General features: G+C 39.0%; 20 protein-coding genes. 1 reads left to right on the forward strand and 19 read right to left on the reverse strand.

What is annotated here, in order from left to right; all coding sequences use genetic code 11:
• Window positions 1–83: 83 nt before the first annotated feature.
• Together ABFX15_RS01800 and ABFX15_RS01805 are read right to left on the reverse strand one after the other, a co-directional pair.
• On the reverse strand, window positions 84–1,010 hold the full coding sequence (locus ABFX15_RS01800; protein WP_346023824.1) for a nitronate monooxygenase: 927 nt from the start codon (window positions 1,008–1,010) through the stop codon (window positions 84–86).
• 31 nt (window positions 1,011–1,041) lie between these two features.
• Window positions 1,042–2,226 carry an acetate/propionate family kinase gene (locus ABFX15_RS01805; RefSeq protein ID WP_346023825.1) on the reverse strand — a complete coding sequence of 395 codons (1,185 nt, stop codon included), beginning with the start codon at window positions 2,224–2,226 and terminating at the stop codon, window positions 1,042–1,044.
• A 215-nt stretch (window positions 2,227–2,441) separates the two neighbouring features.
• On the opposite strand from ABFX15_RS01805, the gene ABFX15_RS01810 reads away from it, so the two are divergent.
• Window positions 2,442–3,548 (forward strand): IS4 family transposase, encoded by a 1,107-nt coding sequence (locus tag ABFX15_RS01810; RefSeq protein ID WP_346023826.1) that lies wholly within the window; start codon window positions 2,442–2,444, stop codon window positions 3,546–3,548.
• Window positions 3,549–3,715: 167 nt separating this feature from the next.
• Here ABFX15_RS01810 and ABFX15_RS01815 read toward each other — a convergent pair whose 3' ends face one another.
• From ABFX15_RS01815 to ABFX15_RS01895, 17 genes are read right to left on the reverse strand one after another with little or no spacing between them, the layout of a single operon-like run.
• On the reverse strand, window positions 3,716–4,834 hold the full coding sequence (locus ABFX15_RS01815) for a 1-propanol dehydrogenase PduQ (RefSeq protein ID WP_346023827.1): 1,119 nt from the start codon (window positions 4,832–4,834) through the stop codon (window positions 3,716–3,718).
• 16 nt (window positions 4,835–4,850) lie between these two features.
• On the reverse strand, window positions 4,851–6,257 hold the full coding sequence (locus tag ABFX15_RS01820) for an aldehyde dehydrogenase family protein (protein ID WP_346023828.1): 1,407 nt from the start codon (window positions 6,255–6,257) through the stop codon (window positions 4,851–4,853).
• Window positions 6,258–6,276: 19 nt separating this feature from the next.
• Window positions 6,277–7,266, reverse strand: coding sequence for a cob(I)yrinic acid a,c-diamide adenosyltransferase (locus tag ABFX15_RS01825; RefSeq protein ID WP_346023829.1), 990 nt, complete (start codon window positions 7,264–7,266; stop codon window positions 6,277–6,279).
• Window positions 7,267–7,275: 9 nt separating this feature from the next.
• Window positions 7,276–7,539, reverse strand: a complete 264-nt coding sequence (locus tag ABFX15_RS01830; protein ID WP_346023830.1) for a EutN/CcmL family microcompartment protein — start codon at window positions 7,537–7,539, stop codon at window positions 7,276–7,278.
• Window positions 7,540–7,543: 4 nt separating this feature from the next.
• Window positions 7,544–8,014 (reverse strand): PduM family microcompartment protein, encoded by a 471-nt coding sequence (gene pduM / locus ABFX15_RS01835; protein WP_346023831.1) that lies wholly within the window; start codon window positions 8,012–8,014, stop codon window positions 7,544–7,546.
• The gene (gene eutJ, locus ABFX15_RS01840) at window positions 8,014–8,862 is read right to left on the reverse strand and encodes an ethanolamine utilization protein EutJ (RefSeq protein ID WP_346023832.1); all 849 of its coding nucleotides are present in this window, start codon (window positions 8,860–8,862) and stop codon (window positions 8,014–8,016) included. The genes pduM and eutJ overlap by 1 nt, the downstream gene beginning before the upstream one ends.
• A gap of 25 nt (window positions 8,863–8,887) precedes the next feature.
• Window positions 8,888–9,505, reverse strand: coding sequence for a phosphate propanoyltransferase (locus ABFX15_RS01845; protein WP_346023833.1), 618 nt, complete (start codon window positions 9,503–9,505; stop codon window positions 8,888–8,890).
• Complete coding sequence (locus ABFX15_RS01850) at window positions 9,498–9,785, reverse strand: BMC domain-containing protein (protein WP_346023834.1); 288 nt, start codon at window positions 9,783–9,785, stop codon at window positions 9,498–9,500. The genes ABFX15_RS01845 and ABFX15_RS01850 overlap by 8 nt, the downstream gene beginning before the upstream one ends.
• A 38-nt stretch (window positions 9,786–9,823) precedes the next feature.
• On the reverse strand, window positions 9,824–10,096 hold the full coding sequence (gene eutM, locus ABFX15_RS01855) for an ethanolamine utilization microcompartment protein EutM (RefSeq protein ID WP_346023835.1): 273 nt from the start codon (window positions 10,094–10,096) through the stop codon (window positions 9,824–9,826).
• A gap of 14 nt (window positions 10,097–10,110) precedes the next feature.
• A complete protein-coding gene (locus ABFX15_RS01860; RefSeq protein WP_346023836.1) occupies window positions 10,111–10,764 on the reverse strand; it encodes a BMC domain-containing protein in 654 nt (217 codons plus the stop codon).
• Entirely contained in the window at window positions 10,761–11,138 is a 378-nt protein-coding gene (locus ABFX15_RS01865) for a glycerol dehydratase reactivase beta/small subunit family protein (RefSeq protein ID WP_346023837.1), read from the reverse strand. Before ABFX15_RS01865 ends, ABFX15_RS01860 begins: the two co-directional genes overlap by 4 nt.
• Window positions 11,139–11,141: 3 nt before the next feature.
• Window positions 11,142–12,968: a diol dehydratase reactivase subunit alpha gene (locus ABFX15_RS01870; protein WP_346023838.1), complete on the reverse strand. Its 1,827-nt coding sequence runs from the start codon at window positions 12,966–12,968 to the stop codon at window positions 11,142–11,144.
• Window positions 12,969–12,988: 20 nt separating this feature from the next.
• Window positions 12,989–13,525 carry a diol dehydratase small subunit gene (locus tag ABFX15_RS01875; RefSeq protein WP_346023839.1) on the reverse strand — a complete coding sequence of 179 codons (537 nt, stop codon included), beginning with the start codon at window positions 13,523–13,525 and terminating at the stop codon, window positions 12,989–12,991.
• 12 nt (window positions 13,526–13,537) lie between these two features.
• Window positions 13,538–14,200 (reverse strand): propanediol/glycerol family dehydratase medium subunit, encoded by a 663-nt coding sequence (locus tag ABFX15_RS01880; RefSeq protein WP_346023840.1) that lies wholly within the window; start codon window positions 14,198–14,200, stop codon window positions 13,538–13,540.
• A 14-nt stretch (window positions 14,201–14,214) separates the two neighbouring features.
• Window positions 14,215–15,876, reverse strand: a complete 1,662-nt coding sequence (locus tag ABFX15_RS01885; protein WP_346023841.1) for a propanediol/glycerol family dehydratase large subunit — start codon at window positions 15,874–15,876, stop codon at window positions 14,215–14,217.
• Window positions 15,877–15,891: 15 nt separating this feature from the next.
• Window positions 15,892–16,701 carry a propanediol utilization microcompartment protein PduB gene (gene pduB / locus ABFX15_RS01890; protein ID WP_346023842.1) on the reverse strand — a complete coding sequence of 270 codons (810 nt, stop codon included), beginning with the start codon at window positions 16,699–16,701 and terminating at the stop codon, window positions 15,892–15,894.
• Window positions 16,698–16,988, reverse strand: a complete 291-nt coding sequence (locus tag ABFX15_RS01895; RefSeq protein ID WP_346023843.1) for a BMC domain-containing protein — start codon at window positions 16,986–16,988, stop codon at window positions 16,698–16,700. Before ABFX15_RS01895 ends, pduB begins: the two co-directional genes overlap by 4 nt.
• Between the last annotated feature and the right edge of the window lie 161 nt (window positions 16,989–17,149).

Below are 17,149 nucleotides of genomic sequence, written 5' to 3' on the forward strand. Positions count from 1 at the left end.
AAAAATGTCTAAAAAAGCAGTGAGTTTAATAGAAATAGTTATCCACATTTAGAGGTATGAATAATTCAGGAATAGTTAAGTAATCAAATTTTCAAACTTTCTCTAACATCATGAGCTTCTTTCATGATCTCTTCAACAATTTCTTTAGCTGGTTTGATTTCAGTGATTAACCCGGCAACTTGTCCAGTCATTAAAGAGCCAGTTTCGATGTTGCCCTCTACAACTGCTCTTCTATAAGATCCGATAGTAAGCTCTTCCAGGTTAGCTTCTTGTGTTTCAGAAAATTCTAGGTCGACATATTTTTCGAGCATTTCATTTTTCAGGCTCCTGATAGCATCGCCCTTTTTACGACCAGTTACAATCGTTGAGGTATCCGTAGCTTTCAGTAACGCTGATTTGAGTCCTGGAGGAATTGTGCACTCCTCACTTGCAAGAAATCGAGTTCCCATTTGAACACCCAGTGCGCCTAATGCAAAAGCTGCAACAAGTCCACGGCCATCAGCTATTCCTCCAGCAGCAATCACCGGTACTTTAACCTGACTGACAACTTGAGGAATCAAGGTCATAGTAGAAGATTCACCAATATAGCCGCCAGATTCAGAGCCTTCCGCAATAATTGCATCTACTCCAATTTTTTCCATTTCCAGGGCTTTTTGCACGGTATGAACCACAGGTATCACTTTAATATTATTTTCTTTTAACCATTCCATGTATACCACTGGAGAACCTGCACTTACAGTTAATATTTTAATATTCTCCTCAATAATGACTTTAACTTGCTGATCTCTGTTTTTTGATAACATCATCAAGTTGACTGCAATCGGTTTCGACGTCAAAGCCCTAGTTAATCTTATTTCCTCTCTCAATTCTTCTGCTTCCAGATTGATAGAGGAAAGAATTCCAAGCCCGCCTGCCTCGGAAACCCCTGCGACAAGTTTGTGAGTGGATATCAGTGCCATAACCCCTTTTAAAATAGGGTACTGAATATTCAGTAACTTAGAAATCGACAATTGTTCTTCCCTCCTCTTTTGAATACTCGAATCAAAAACCTAATCTGACAACATCTCTGGCTATTACTACTTCTTCATTCGTTGGGATCACGGCCACTTTTACTGCCGAATCGTCAGTTTCCAGAAATGTTTCATTGTTTTTATTATTCCAGTCATCGATTTTGAGATTCAAAAACGCTAATCTTTTACAGACTAATGAGCGTATCATAGAAGAATTTTCTCCAACTCCGGCTGTAAAAACAAGCGCTTCTATTCCACCCAGATGAGACACGTAAGCAGATATTGTATCTGCAACACGATTAGCATACATATTCAGAGCTAACTTTGCACGTTCATCGTTATTTTCTGCCGCTGATTTAATATCACGAAGATCATTTGATAAACCAGAAACTCCAAGCACACCAGAAGATTTATTTAATAAATCGAGAATTTCTTTTGAATTCAGTTTCTCTCTTTCCATTAAAAACGGGATAATTGAAGGATCAATATCTCCGCTTCTTGTCCCCATCATCAAGCCAGCCGATGGGGTGAATCCCATAGATGTATTGACGGAATGCCCGTTCGAATCGATTGCACATACACTTGCTCCATTTCCAAGATGGCAAGTTACAACTCTATCTTCCCCACTTTCTTTATTCAAAATCTTGAGTAAAGTCTCATAAACATATTTGTGGCTAGTACCATGAAATCCATACTTTCGAATATTATATTTTTCATAATATTTAAATGGAATGGGATACATGTATGCTTCAGGACGAATAGTATGATGGAAGGCAGTATCAAACACTGCCACCGATACTGTATCAGGCAGTTTACTCTGAAATGCTTTTATGCCAATTACATTTACAGGATTGTGGGAAGGGGCCAAATGATTTAAACTCTCAATGGTCTTCAGTATAGAGTCATTTATGACTGCTGAGTCCTGAAATTGTTCTCCCCCATGTGCGACTCTGTGACCAATTCCCTCGATTTCTGTTAAAGTTTTTATTATCCCTTCAGTAACCAGCACCTCCAATAAGTGATCGACTGCTTCCTGATGATTACTTAAAGGTAATATTTCATGCTTTTTTACTGTATTGTAATTTAAGGTAAATTCTGCTTCAGATGAGCCAATTCTCTCAAAGATACCTTTTGTAATAACTATTTCTGTGGGCATTTCAAGAAGCTGAAATTTCAATGAGGAGCTCCCAGCATTGATAGCAAATATTTTTTTCATAGAATACCTTCTTTTCCTTTATTTAGTCGAGGTTCATGTTTTTCTGTTCGATAATTCTTATCAGCAAAAGCATAAGTAAACTCTAATGACCATTTGATTTATATAATAGATGTCACTAGTGTTGCATTAAAATATTAAACTGTTCCATGATATTAAAAAATCCTTTATACTAGTACTTGGATGACTTATCCAAGACCAATACAAAGGATCTACGCATGGATAAGTATAAAACAAAAATGACCATAAATAAATGGTTTTCGTCTATTAAGTTAGAACAATTAAGCTCTGATTCTCGTCAAGCCATTGAACAATTTGATCGTTACGCAAAGAAATTGACATTTATGAAAGCCATAAAGCTCTTTTTGTATGCCATCAATGATGAAACGGAAAGTTTACGACACTTAAATCAGCAACTTGTCAATCCGAATTTAAAAAAAGTGATGGGGATAGACTCTATCAGTTACTCTCAGCTTTCTCGTGCTCTACGAGCACTTGAACCAAGTGTATTACTGGAAATTTTTAATCATTTACTTTCTCTCGTGCATAAAAAGACGGAGATAAAATCGAAAGAAAAACTCTATCTCATTGATTCCTCAACTTTTTCATTTAGCAAAAATTCCTATCCGTGGGCACATTTTCGACCGACAAAAGCGGGAATAAAGTTACATTTAAAAGTCTGCTTTATGAATGAAAGTTGGGTGCACCCTGAACAGTTTGAAGTATCTACAGCTTCTGAACATGATCATGAGCACTTAGATGTCTTTATTAATCAGCCACTGGCTACATACGTTTTTGATCGTGGGTACCTTGATTTCGCTCAATTTGATCAAATGCATTGGGATGGATATTTCTTTGTTTCTCGAATTAAGAAAAATACGAAGGTACATGTGCAAGCCCATCTAGCCGTTCCTAAAGGAACGGGTATTATCAGTGATCAATTGGTTCAATTGGGGAGTCAAGTTTACTTGACGAGTCTCTTTCGGCTTGTGACGATAGAAAGAAAGCAGCAGGCCAATCTAAGGATTATCACCAACCGCATGGATGTATCAGCTGAAGAGATTAGCAAAATGTATCAATCACGGTGGCAGATCGAATTATTTTTCAAGCATATCAAGCAACACATGACAATTAAAAACTACTTTTCAAAGTCAGAAAAAGGTGTAGAAAATCAAGTCATACTGGCACTGATTGTCTACTTACTGACCTTACTCATCAAACTTGAATTGGACTTAAAACAAACAGTTTTCCATATTTTAAGACATTTGCGAGCGTTACAGTATGAACCGTTCGCATTATTTAAGGAAATAGTTGAACCAGACTAAGTGAAAGAAGTCGCAAATCGGTTTATTCCCAACTGAATAAGTCAAAAAAATTCTGGAAAAAGTCATCCGCTGCGCCAGCATTTGACTTTTTTGAAATTTTTAACGAAAACTCATTGTGATTTAATTAACAATAGACAAGCATCGATAATTTTCAGTTTAATGCAACACTAGTGAATAGATGTGTAAATTCCACCTAATTCTTGATCTGAAGGTTCCACTGGATTTGTTTTGAAAGTAAAATCTTTTTTTGCATTCCTGATTACTTCATCTAAATACTTCCTGGATAGAGATTTTTCTATTCCAAAATCCGTTAGACTTAAAGGACAATCTAGTTGGATTGCCAAGCTTTTGATACTGTGAGATAGATTTTCGATCAACATATCCTCAGAACCGATATTCTTATCAGGTTTCAATCTTTTCATTATCCGAACATATTTCTTTTTGGCGTTCTCATTTCTGGCATTTAATTTAACTACATGAGGCAATAACATTGTATTGGCTAATCCATGAGGAACATGCAATTTTCCGCCAACCTGATGAGCTAAAGCATGAGAGATACCTAGACCTGCTAGATTAAAGGACATTCCTGCCAAACAGGAAGCTTCATGCATCAGCAATCTACTTTCAAGATCATCCCCATTTTCATAGCATCGAACCAATTCTTCAAAGATAATCTCGATTGCTTTTTCAGCCAATGCGTCCGTATACGTATCAGCATTTTTCGCTACCAGTGCTTCCAGAGCATGCGTCAGAACATCCATCCCGCTGTATGCCGTTACTTTAGGCGGAGATGAGAGCACTAGTTTAGGATTCAAAATAGCTTCATCAGGAAGCATACTATTATCCACTAGAGGGTATTTAATATCATTCTTATTATCTGTTATGACAGATACACTAGTCACTTCAGACCCTGTTCCGCTGGTTGTCGGAATGACAACGAATTTTTCTATTGGTACAGAAGAAATTTTTTCTGAAAAAAAGATGACACCTTTAGTCAGATCAATAGCTGAACCTCCCCCTATGGCTAGTACAACTTCTGGTCTAAATCCTTGCATTTCATCCATACACTGGACAACTTCGGTAATTGGGGGATCCGGTGTCACTTTTGAATATACTTGTAGCTGATTATCTTTTTCTATCAGTAAAGTAATTATTTCTTTAAATATTAAAGAGCCTATAAGAAATGGGTCGCACACTATGAAAATTGATTTCTTTTTTAAACTTTTCAATCTCTCAAGACTGTCAATTCCCGTAAATACTTTTGTAGACAAACTCCATACATTCATTCCTTCTCCTCGCTTCCTATTTCAAAGAAAATCCACTCGTGATAGCCATTCTTCTTTTTCTAGCAAAATGACGAGCAGAAGTTGTTCCTTCCCCTGTTGGAGTTGCTATAGTAAATGTAGTCGGACCTTCACCGAAGGCTCCCAGACCGGCGAAGGAAGGGCCATTCACAACAAATAAAGAGGTGTTCATCTTTTTTGCCAGCTGATTGATTCTTGTGAGATTCTGAGAATGCATTGTTGCAGTATGCTTGAGATTCTGCTCAATCTTATACACTGTTTCCATTGCTTCTTCAAAATCATCAACTGTAACTACAGGTACTATAGGCATCAGCATTTCCTGTATAACAAAAGGATGATTTTTATTTGTTTTCATAATGATCAGTCTAGGAGATCCCTTGTATGGCAGATCAGCATCATCTAATATAATACTTGCATCTTTTCCAATGTATTTCTTGTTGGGTCCTTTTTCTGTCAATGTCATATCCAGTAATTTCTTAATATCAGTTTCATTTTTGACAACATATGCCCCCGCAGCTTCCATGCTGTCAGTCAACTGAGCCGCAACAGCCTCTACCACTACAACGCTTTTCTCAGCAGTACATAGTATATTATTATCAAAGCTCGCTCCCCATACAATGTCACTCCCGGCTTTATTGATATCCGCTGTTTCATCAACTAAAACTGGTGGATTTCCAGCTCCTGCACCGATTGTCTTTTTACCACTTTTTAATGCTTGTCTGACCACACCTGGTCCTCCAGTTACGACTAAAATTGCAATATCTGGATGTTCCATCATTTCCTGGGCTGTCTCAATTGTCGGTTCCTCAATAGTGACTATTAGATTATTGATTCCTGTTACATTACGGGCAATTTCGTTTATTTTACTTACCAGCCAACAGGATACTTTTTTGGCTCCAGGATGTACACTAAAAAAAACGCTGTTTCCTGCTGCTAACATCCCAATAGCATTATTTATCACTGTGGAAGGCGGATTTGTACTCGGGGTAACCGCTCCAATCACTCCATATGGAGTCAGTTCGCATAACTTCATCCCATTTGCCCCTGTTATCGTTTCACTTACCAAATCTTCTGTTCCAGGTGTTTTATTCAGAGACAAAATGATTTTAGTGATCTTATCCTCTACTCTTCCCATCCCAGTTTCATCGACAGTTTTTTGTGCAATATCCTCAGCAAAAGGTCTCAATTCCAGTCGAATAGCCTCAATTAATTTTTTTCGTGTATCCAATGAACAACTAGCATATGAAATTTGGGCACGCTTGGCAGCCTGAACTGCTGAATCAACTTGTTTAAAAATCCCATCGCCATTTGAAGTCCTTTCGGAGCTGAAATTTATGGCATCATTTTCCCTGATTTCTTTTATAACACTCCGAATTAATATTTCTATTTCTTTTTTATTCTCCATTAAAAAGACCCTTCCTCTCTCAGCAAATGCTAGCTTCTGCAATAAGTATGTCTTCTTCTACAGATCCACCACTCACTCCTATAGCCCCGATGATTTTACCGTTTGAATAAATGGGTAAGCCTCCACCGAATGAGACGATTTTACCTTCTGTGTTACTTTCTAGCTGGTATAAATCTGCTTCAGGCTGCGTGATATCCTTTAACTCATGAGTAGGAGACTTCATCGCAACTGCTGTATATGCTTTTCGAACTGCCAAATCTAGACTAACTAATAATGCATCTTCCATACGAAATTCAGCGATCCGTCTCCCGGAATCATCTACCACTGCAATCGTTACTGGAATATCTAACTCTTTCGCTTTATTTACTGCTTTATCCATCATTTCCCTTGCTTGACTATAAAGATTTTTATTTTGAGCTTCTGTTTTTTGAGTAGGATCATTAACTGCCTTTTCATACTGTTCTGATACCTTTTTTATAATTTTTTTAATATAATCATCTTCATCTTCTATTCTTGCAAGAATGTAAAGACAGTCTGACAGACGATTTAAATACATAATTAGTTCAGAACGAATAGTCTCTGTCTGTGATAATTGGATCAGTTCTCGTTCTGCCCTTCTGCAGACGGTGCGTGCTACGTGTAATTGAGCAGCTGAAACGCATTTACCGGGCAATACAAAGCTAGTAACTTTAGGCAGCTCTTTTGAGAATATATCTATCACTTGTTCTAAAAATTCAATATGGTCTGCTTCAATGATATCGCTTTTATTTTTGAGTTTACTCATATTTGTTGTTGCAATTTCAGCAGAAACGAGAAACATTGTTTTTTGAATTTTTACTAGAATATCTCTAGTTTCAGTTCTGTTCACCATTTTCTCTGCCAAACTAATAAATGAGTTCAACTCATCCATAGTGCCATACGTATTGACCCTGTCTGAATATTTTTTTACTCTGGATCCGTCAAATAAACTGGTTTCACCTTTATCCCCGGTCTTAGTGTAGATTCCCATAATCTCACCTCACTTTTCGATACTATCTAAAATCCCGATGATTGCGCTGTCCACAGCATCTGCACTAGAAGAAAAGACTTTTCTGGCAGCCGCTCCTCTTGTGAGGAGCACATACTCACCAATTCCAGCTCCGACTGTGTCAACAGCCACTTCTTCCTGATCAGTTTCACTCGAATCACTATTGATAATACGCACGACCATAAGCTTCTTGCCAACCAGAGACTCATCTTTCTGTGTTGACACCAAACTGCCTATAACTTTGCCAATTTGCATGCAATCAGAACCTTTCAATAACATTGATTTGTTTTTTTTCTCTTGCTTCATCTGCTAATGCTGTAATGATTTGAGATTGTGTCCTAATTAATATAGAACCATCTGTAAAGCTCATCATCCTCTGATAAGTGATAGCTTTCTCTGAACAAATGATGATTTTCTGATTTTTTTCATTATATATTTGTATCGGCCATTTTGTGAGTTCAAGTGGAATCAGCTGGTACATCGAAGAAGACAAATGAAAATGGAAATCGATTCCATATTGAAGACCATCCAAAACCCATGAAACAAAATGATTCTCTTCCAAGTTCAATAGTTTATGCAGAATTATTACATTCATTTCTCTAATATGAATGACCTGATTTTTTAAAAAATCTTCTTTAGAATAAGGATTTTTAACTTTAAAGTCATACGTCAGTACACTATTTTCTCGCTTTTTCAGTAAACTAATGACCCTATTAACAATATCATTCATTAATCTACCTCTTTTCCGCAACTCATTGCAATTCCTATAGGCGTTACAAATTGAGGATAAGCCGTTTTTAAGACAGGTCTATCTAGATAGTTGGAAAAAGTATCGGAAAAGTCAGAGAAATTTGATGCTCCGCCGACAATGTAAATTGGATAATTAGACTTATTTCCATTACTTTGCAAAGCCTTCTGTGTGATGTCAGCCATTTTTTCTACTACAGGACGAATCACTAGAAAATTCTCTTCTTCCTTGCATTTTTTCCGTTTCAACTTCTCAGCTTCTTCAAAAGATATTCCATTATATCCTGCCAGTACCAGTGTCATATGTGTCCCACCAGTCGGTTCGTCAAATACATTTTGAACTTCTCCATTTATAAAAGTACTGATTCCTGTTGTCCCGCCTCCCACATCAACTACAGCACCATTGTTAATTTTCAGGAGGCAAGAAGCAGCAGTCGGTTCGTCCACTATGTCCTCTACCTCCATATCGGCGCTTTCAATGACATATTTGACAACTGATTTATTTTTTCCAATAGTGCCCGGTGGTACAGCTCCTGCAGCTTTTGCTAATGAGATGCCAAGTACCTTTTCAGCTTCTGCTTTGAGAGTCCTAACAATATCCACAGAGCGAATATAGTCGACAACCAGGCCATCACGAATAACATCAGCGTACCTAAAGGAGCCATAGACCGGCTGGTTCTCATTATCAAGTACAACAAGTACAATAGAAGAGGTTCCTAGATCGACCCCAATTTTAATTTTTTTTGTTTTGTCAAAAGGATACGCTCTGCCGGTATTAACAATTTCATTAAATTTGTTCAAAACTTGATTCGCCAGTTCAATCTCCTGCATCTTACCACCTCCTGACCGTATTTGCTTATATGATTCTACATTTTGTAGATGGAGAGACGTTGGCTGCATTTGCTTCGTCTGTATCGATATGCATTTCTAATACAAAGGCCTTATGAGGTCTTACAACTACATCTTCATAAATTGTTTTGCGTTGTGGTGTGTCCACTTCTACTTTAACAAGGTCTCCTTTTTTCACATTAAATATTTCAGCATCCTGTTCACTCATATGGATATGACGCTTAGCTATAATGCATCCCTTGATAGGTAGTGACCCCTCTTTGGTCTTCAAGGTAACTTCAACAGCCTGACTTAAATCACCTGAAAGACTTATCGGGGCGTCGATTCCTAGTGTGAAAGAATCGGTCTTAGATATTTCAACCTGACTGAAAGACCTTAGCGGCGCAAGCAGACGAACATTAGGAATTTCTCCTTTTGGACCAACAAGAGTCACAGTCTGTTCTGCTGCATATTCACCCGGTTGTTTAAGATCTTTTTTCTTCTTTACAGCTTCGTCAGGAAATAACTTGTCAAAGTCCTCTTGTTTTAAGTGAACGTGACGATTGGAAATCCCTATTGGAATCTCAGGCTTCGTCATTTCAATTATAACTTCTTTAACCAGTTGTTTTAGATGCTGTCTATCCATTTACATCATTCTTATTAGAAATAATTTTTTCTACATCATTATGTGGTCGAGGAATCACATGGATCGATACCAGTTCCCCTACGTTTCGGGCGGCGGCTGCTCCAGCATCGGTTGCTGCTTTTACTGCCCCGACGTCTCCTCTTACCATGATTGTTACTAAACCTGATCCGATTTTCTCATACCCTTCCAGACTGACATTTGCTGCTTTGACCATTGCATCAGCAGCTTCGATTGCTGCCACCAGTCCTTTTGTTTCAATCATACCTAGTGCATTATTCATTTTATCCACCCTTTCAGAATATACATACATTGAAATCCTTATTTCTTAGGCAGAATTTTCTCTACGTCGTTATGTGGACGAGGAATCACATGAATCGATACCAGTTCTCCTACGCTTTGAGCTGCTGAAGCTCCAGCGTCTGTTGCCGCTTTGACTGCACCAACATCTCCTCTTACCATAACCGTCACCAATCCTGATCCGATTTTCTCATACCCTTCCAAGCTGACATTTGCTGCTTTGACCATTGCATCAGCAGCTTCGATCGCTGCCACCAGTCCTTTTGTTTCGACCATACCTAATGCGTTATTCATTGATATTCATCTCCTTAATTCGTTTTATTAGTCAACCTTTTCTGATCGGTCTTGCTGGTATCTTCCCTGTCTTTCTTAGACGATTCACTTCTGGAAACAGTCCTTTTAGTCTTGGGTTTTTGTCTACTGGAATCTTTAGGTTTATTGAAATTTTTTTTCACTACTTCATTGCTCGACGTTCCATTTTCATCTTTACCGGACGCTGTTGCACTTTTATTGCCACTGTCAGGCTTTTCAGTCTGCTTTGAATCTGATTTTACACTCGTTACCTTAAGTGTTTCTTTATCATCTTTCTTCTTTTCTTCGGACTCTTCATCCTTAACAGTCTGTTTTGAAGATTTTTTTTCTGGTTTATACTTATCTCCTGTTACTACTGATGAATCCTCTGGCTGTTTCATTTTTAAGAATGGGTCTTTTATCCCTTCAGCAGGTCTTGGGATGACTATTGATGAAACAAATGCGTCAGACTCTTTCGCTTTAGTAGTACCAGAATCTACAGAAGCTTTTACAGCCCCGACATTTCCAGATACTTTGATTGTCATCCAGCCAAATCCATTAGCCTTTTCAATTCCTAACAGTTCTACTGATGCAACTTTCAGCATGGTATCTGCCACATTGACAGCTGATGACAGTCCCTTAACTTCTATTAAACCGAGTGCATCGTTCAAAATGACACCTCCAACTCTTTTTCTACTTTGAATATATTTCCTTTCACTAACCTGGCCGCGTTACACCCCAAAGTTCGCTTTAATTCCGGAGATTTAGATTGATAGTCCGAAATTTTAAAGAAAAAATTTTCCAGTTTCAAATTTTTCTGATGAACTACAACTTCTCTATCAGAACATCCGATTCCAACTGAAAGTTTTGATTTCAGTGCTGCGGCATGTGCTGCTTCTACTGCAGGCGTGTTCTCATTTCTGATAATAGAATAAGGAATTCCTTCTTCCTCGATTCCGAACAAAATTTCACTTAATGTTTCGTCATCTACGATCTTTTGAAGACTGATGATGATTTCTGGTCTTTGAGTTTCTACGAGCGACATAGTTCACTTCCTCTCTTTCAGGTAAGATAGTATCAGTCCTGTAGCGACAGCATTTCGTGGGCCCTCTTCACCACGAATGTTCCCTCTTCCAGCAACTAATGCATGTTTTGAAAGAGCATCTGTAACTAGCTGTGGAATTTCAAAATCCAGAGCAGATCCCCCTACTATTACAACAAATGGAATATCTCTTATGTTCCCAGTAGGACTTACTTTTGTCAGTGCTCGTATAGTATTTGTCACGAAAACACGTTCTTTTGCTGTCTGTCTCACAATTCTTATTTTTTCAATCGATTCTTCTAAAGGAATAGGTAAAAACCCGTCTGGTTTTACAATTACCACTCGTGCAAAGAGATTAGGGGACAGTGGTTCGTTGAAAAACTGAACACTTCCATCTTCATGACGAATATGAAAGACACTTTCAACCTTTGCCAACGGATATTTCTTGATATCTTCAGCAAGATACTTATCCTCAAGCCCTAATTCTGAATCTATTATCATTGTCACCATATCGCCTGCTCCGGCTAGATGATTTGAAACGATTTTCCCCTGATTGTTAATGATCGAGGCATCTGTCGAACCAGCACCTAAATCTAAAATAGCTAAAGGTGTATCGGTTCCAGGTGTAGTAATAGCTCCCATGATAGCTGATTCTGCCTCAGCTCCACCAATTTCAACAGGGACATTGTACTTTTTCTCAATTTCATTCGCTATGATGAACATTTGAAGATGGTCGGATTTGACCATAGATGCAATTCCAACTGCCTGTTCCATTGAGTACTCGCCAGCAAGTCCGCCTCTGACATCTAAAGGGACAAATGTATCGACAGCCAGTAAATCCTGGATGTACACATCCGACATTTCCTTATCTGTCAGATCTGCCATAGTTGCTCTCACTTTCTCAAGCATCCCGCCGACGTTAGTTCCTGATTCACCGATCACATTATCGATGTGATCCAAAGAGGATACATGAGACATGATTCTTTCGGAACCATCTGAAACATCTACTGTATGAATTCTGCTATTTTCATAAATACTGATCGTTCCAGCTGGAATCGTTCTGGCCTGGACATCCCCTTTAGGCGTTTTGATGACAACTGCTGAACGATTTCCTATCAGTGCTCTTGCGATAGGAACAATATTCTTTGTGTCTTCCGGCGAAAGATTGAATACTGTTGCAATACCATAGGGATTAGATAGTTGAGATATCACTTTCCCCTGCTCTACGACTTCAACCGCTGCCAGCATACCCATCGGCACTTTATCAATGAATGATATTTCGTCAACTATAGGAATTTGTCTGTTCAGACGATTATTTACCAGTACTCCATCATCTGCCTGTAGAATAGCTCCAGCGATACTATATCCCTTTGTTTCATAGGCATTGATCAATTGAGCAACTAAAGAAAAGTCTACAGATTTCGGTACAACCACTATATATAATATATCTTCCATAGGCTTATTCAATAATTCCAGGATAGAGACAGTCTCTCCGATTCCGAGACCTATCCCTCCTGGTGTTTTTGGATTATGCCCTATCATAGTAGATTCAGTAATGATAGTCTCCGTAATGTTTTCCATCGCTACATCTCCTATAACCGGAGTAGCTTCATTTATACGAATCAAATCGATGTCTTTAATAGTCAAGTCTGTTTTTTTCAATAAAATATTCAAGGAGTCATAGATTCCATGTAAATTTTTCCTGGTTCCTTTTATACCCGTGGTATTGGCAATGGAGGAACTCAGAAAATTGACTTTCCCCGTTGGTGTCACCTCTGCTAACGCAGCTTCAGTTGAAGAATTCCCAATATCCACACCAACAATTCTATGCATAGATTTCTCTCCTTTATTTGTCAGTTGTCACCTTTTAATTTCTTGCGTTTCTCGTAGTTTTCAGCTGCTTCACGAATGAAGTTTGCAGTAACTTTCGCATCATATTGCGATTCGAGTTCTTTTGCAATATCCATTAGGTCTTGTTTAGTCGCACGGTAAGGACGTAACATGTTATAAATCTCCAAAACTCGTTCATCCGGTACTAATGTCAGCTCTGATGCTCTTGAAAAGTTATTTGTAATTGCCGGACGTCCTGCACTTTTAGCGATATCTCCCTGTGCTTTTAAAATATCGGCAGTTATTCGGACATCCTGCGGCTTAATGTTGCCATTCATAACGTTCTCTAGAGTAATATCTTTAAATGTTTTTCCAGTTGATGATTTTACCCATTCCGGATGTTTCTGGGCGATCGGGTAATCTTTAACAGTGACATTTCCAAAATCAGATTGTTTAGCTGAACCTGATTTGCTAGTGGATGATGAAACCGTTGTAGTTGTATTCCCATTGTTCATATCTTCCAGAATTTTTCTAACCATGTTTTCAACTTCTGTAGTCATAATTTCACTTCCTTATATATTTATAGTAAATTCTTGTGCATTTGTACCTTTTCTTATTTCTTTAGTTTCCTTGATATGCAGTAAAGCAGACAATGCCTGGTATCTAGGACGAGCCATCTGATCATTGAGTGTTTCCACTGGTGTAGGTGATTCGCCTTTTGCGTATTTAGCTGCATTTTTTCCGATCGCACGATAAGTTTCTAAAGTTAATAGCGGCGCCTGTGGGAACAGCTCCAGATTCGACAGTGGCTGCAGTTCACGTTGATGAATAACCGCTGTTCCTTTGGACTGCAATCCGATGGATATCCCGGACCCTGACAAACGGTCTCCTTCAACTGAAGCAAATGCAACATCGGATGTTTTATAAACTTTGATCAGTCGGGCATTTAATCCTTCTTCTTCAACTCCGGCTACGATCTGTCTGATGATTTCCTTATGGGGAACACCGACAATATTCGTTGTTTGAGATGCTGCAAAAGCTGGGGCAACTGCAATGACTACTTCATCTTCAGATGTGCCGGATTGGGCTTCACCGCTATTTTTAAGCCAGTCTTCTTCATTAGCAGGTACTCCTGTTTTCTGCTGTTTGAAAGACACTTTATCGCTACTGTCTCCCATTTCACGAATTACCTCTTCAATAATTGTTCGTAATAAATTTTCATTAATTTCTGTCATGTTTATCCCTCCTCCTAAATATCTCTAGGGTCAATTGCGTTTGGAATATTTTTGATTTTTTCCCAATCTTCTCCGTCTAAACGGTACCCTGTACCAGGCCCGGCATAGTCATTAGGAGCATTGACGGCTGAAATGACATTCCAGTCTTTATCAAAAATTGAGGCAGTTTGCAGGAAGTCACCTGCTGTACGCTGTTTCAATTGGTTCAGCACACTTTCCGCCACATCTTTAAAGTTGTTTTCAGCCAGTCCTTTTACTATATCCAATCCTGTAATTCCTCTATTCAAGATATCTGTTGCACCTTTTAAATCTTCAACGACATTACGGTGAGGCACATCTTTCGTTCCATGTGCATAAGTAGCCGCTTCGATTTCTTCTTCTGTTATGGCCGGCAGTCCCAGATAGTCAAACACAGCTTGAATTGCTCTGGCTGCTTTATTTCTTACACGCACAACATCTTCTTCTGTAACAGGTTGTAACCCACCGTTTACTCTCAGATCTCGCTGGATAACATTATAATCATCAAAATCTTCAGCATCTGTATTCGATCCGGCGAACATATTATCGTAGTTCGGTGTAGCAGAATAGCCAGAAGATATATAATCTGTCCCTGGTAAGAACTGCATCATTAATCTCGCAGTACGACGCATATCGGAGTGAGAGAATGTCTGATCATTTCCTGAAGCGTTCTCCAGATCCATCATCGCTGTAATAAGATTTTCTCCCAGAATAGCACGGATACCTGACGGAACAGCGGCAGGGATACCAATACAACTGATGGAGCCGTTTTGTAAGCCTTGTACACCAGCAGCCTTAGTCAGGAAGATACATCTTGCCTCAAGATATAACATGGACTTCCCTTCAGCAAATCCCATCTGCACTTCTGATCCTGTACCGGAAGTAAAACGCATCTTTATACCTCGAGAAGCATAAGCAGAAGCTAAAAATCCTTTAGACCATGGGGTGTCGTCACCATCTGTAAAAACGTCTTCTGTCCCGTAAACTGAGATAGTTTCTGCATAAGCAGTGAATCCTCGCATACCTAAGTTTAGTTCTGTAGCTTCTTCAGAAGCGCATTGTGTCATAGTTCCAGGTTTTCCTATATTTGATCCAATCATAATACTAATGGCATTCAAGGGAGCATAGCGGGCAACTGCAGTAGTCGTTTCTTGTTCATCAAAACCTCTAAATGCCCCTTCAGCTGCATCTGCTGCCAGCAGAACCGGATTGTCTCGTACATTGGTAATATGTGACTGGGTCGCTGGTTTTTTTCTAGATCTCATTTTTTGGACAGCCATCATCATTTCTACTACGTTCATATAGCTGACAACTTCACACACCTTAGCAGGAGTCATCGCTGAGGTAAGCTCAATTAAATCTGAACGCGAAATATTAGGGTTCACAAGTTTGTTAGCTAATTCCTGAGAACTCATCTTGACGACTTTTTCAGCATTTTCTTTGTTAATACCATACGCTGCAATGAAACTATCGATTAAGTCGAAATCTTCTTTACGTTTTCCATCCAGCTCCACTATTTCTCCGTTTTCAATGCGGATGCTTGGTTTAGGATCCTTTGGACTGTCCATTGCAACAAATCCTTCTTCGATCCATTCTTTTACAAATCCGTCCTTGTTGACCGGTCTGTTCGCTAAAGCTTCAAATCGTTTTGACTTCATATTTACTACCTCCTGTTAAATGTATGATGAAGCACTACTGGTAGGTTCATCTCCTAGACTGGACAGCATTTTCTTACCAATTTCTCTCGCAGAGATAACTGCCTGACGAACTGCACCAGAATCTCCTGTAATCTGTAAGATTGCTTCATTTGAGTAGCTGGTGCCTCCATTACCGGGTGATCCATAGCCCACGACCTCGACATTAGCAGATTTTACGGCCGCATCTGCCATAACCAGCCCTATTGCTGCTGGAGCACCTACGATCAATCCGAATGACTTCCCAACTGGTGCCCCAAATGCTTTATTGATGGCATAGCTGGCTCGAGCTGTGTACTGCAATTCCAGATGTCCAGCATCGTTCGCATAGACATCTCCAAATGTTCTTTCCACTTCTTGAAGGGTCACTTCAACAGCCCGTTTGACGTCAGATACATCCTCTCCACCAAAAACGATCAGAGAGCCGTGACCGGCACCGCCTTTAGTATCACGAGGCAATTCTATTAGAACGATTTCTGTATTTGTAGCCTTAACCGCTTCATCAGCAGCCATAATATGAGGCCCGGCACCCGTCCTTGCACCTATAATACCAATGGATCGATATGATTTTTCCAATTTCATTGCATCCAGTAACTGTGAGTCTACATTTGCAATAACTAAACCGATTGTATCCCCAGTTTTTGTTGATCCGATATATTCTGTTAAACCGCTTGCGTTATTCGCCATAGTTAAATCTCCTTTCGAGAAAATGTTCTGCTCGTTATTATTATCTATTTTGTCCATTACTCTACTTAAAATACTGTTTATCAATTGATCTTGACTATTCATTTGTCATCATCACCTTTGACAGGTAAGATTTTTTCAACATCCGTATGTGGTCTTGGAATAACATAGCTTGATACTACCGTTCCAACTCTTTCGGCAGCAGTTATTCCGGCATCTACTGCAGCCTTCACTGCACCCACATCACCTCTTACCATTATTGTAACCAGACCAGATCCAATTTTTTCGTTGCCAATCAATGTGACGTTAGCAGCTTTTACCATTGCATCTGCTGCTTCGATTGAGCCGATCAATCCTTTTGTCTCGATCATTCCTAATGCTTCCTGCGACATATTGCTCCTCCTTTAAATGTTGTTGTGTGCTTTTATAAGTATGCACCACATCGTTTTATCAAACATTACCTATTACCTTTTTATATCGCTATCACTAGTGTTGCATTAAAAATTTAACTGTTTCATGATATAAAAAAGTCCTTTATAATGGGGTTGGATGA

The sequence above is a fragment of the Alkalibacterium indicireducens genome (assembly GCF_039522005.1).
Classification (GTDB): Bacteria; Bacillota; Bacilli; order Lactobacillales; family Carnobacteriaceae_A; genus Alkalibacterium; species Alkalibacterium indicireducens.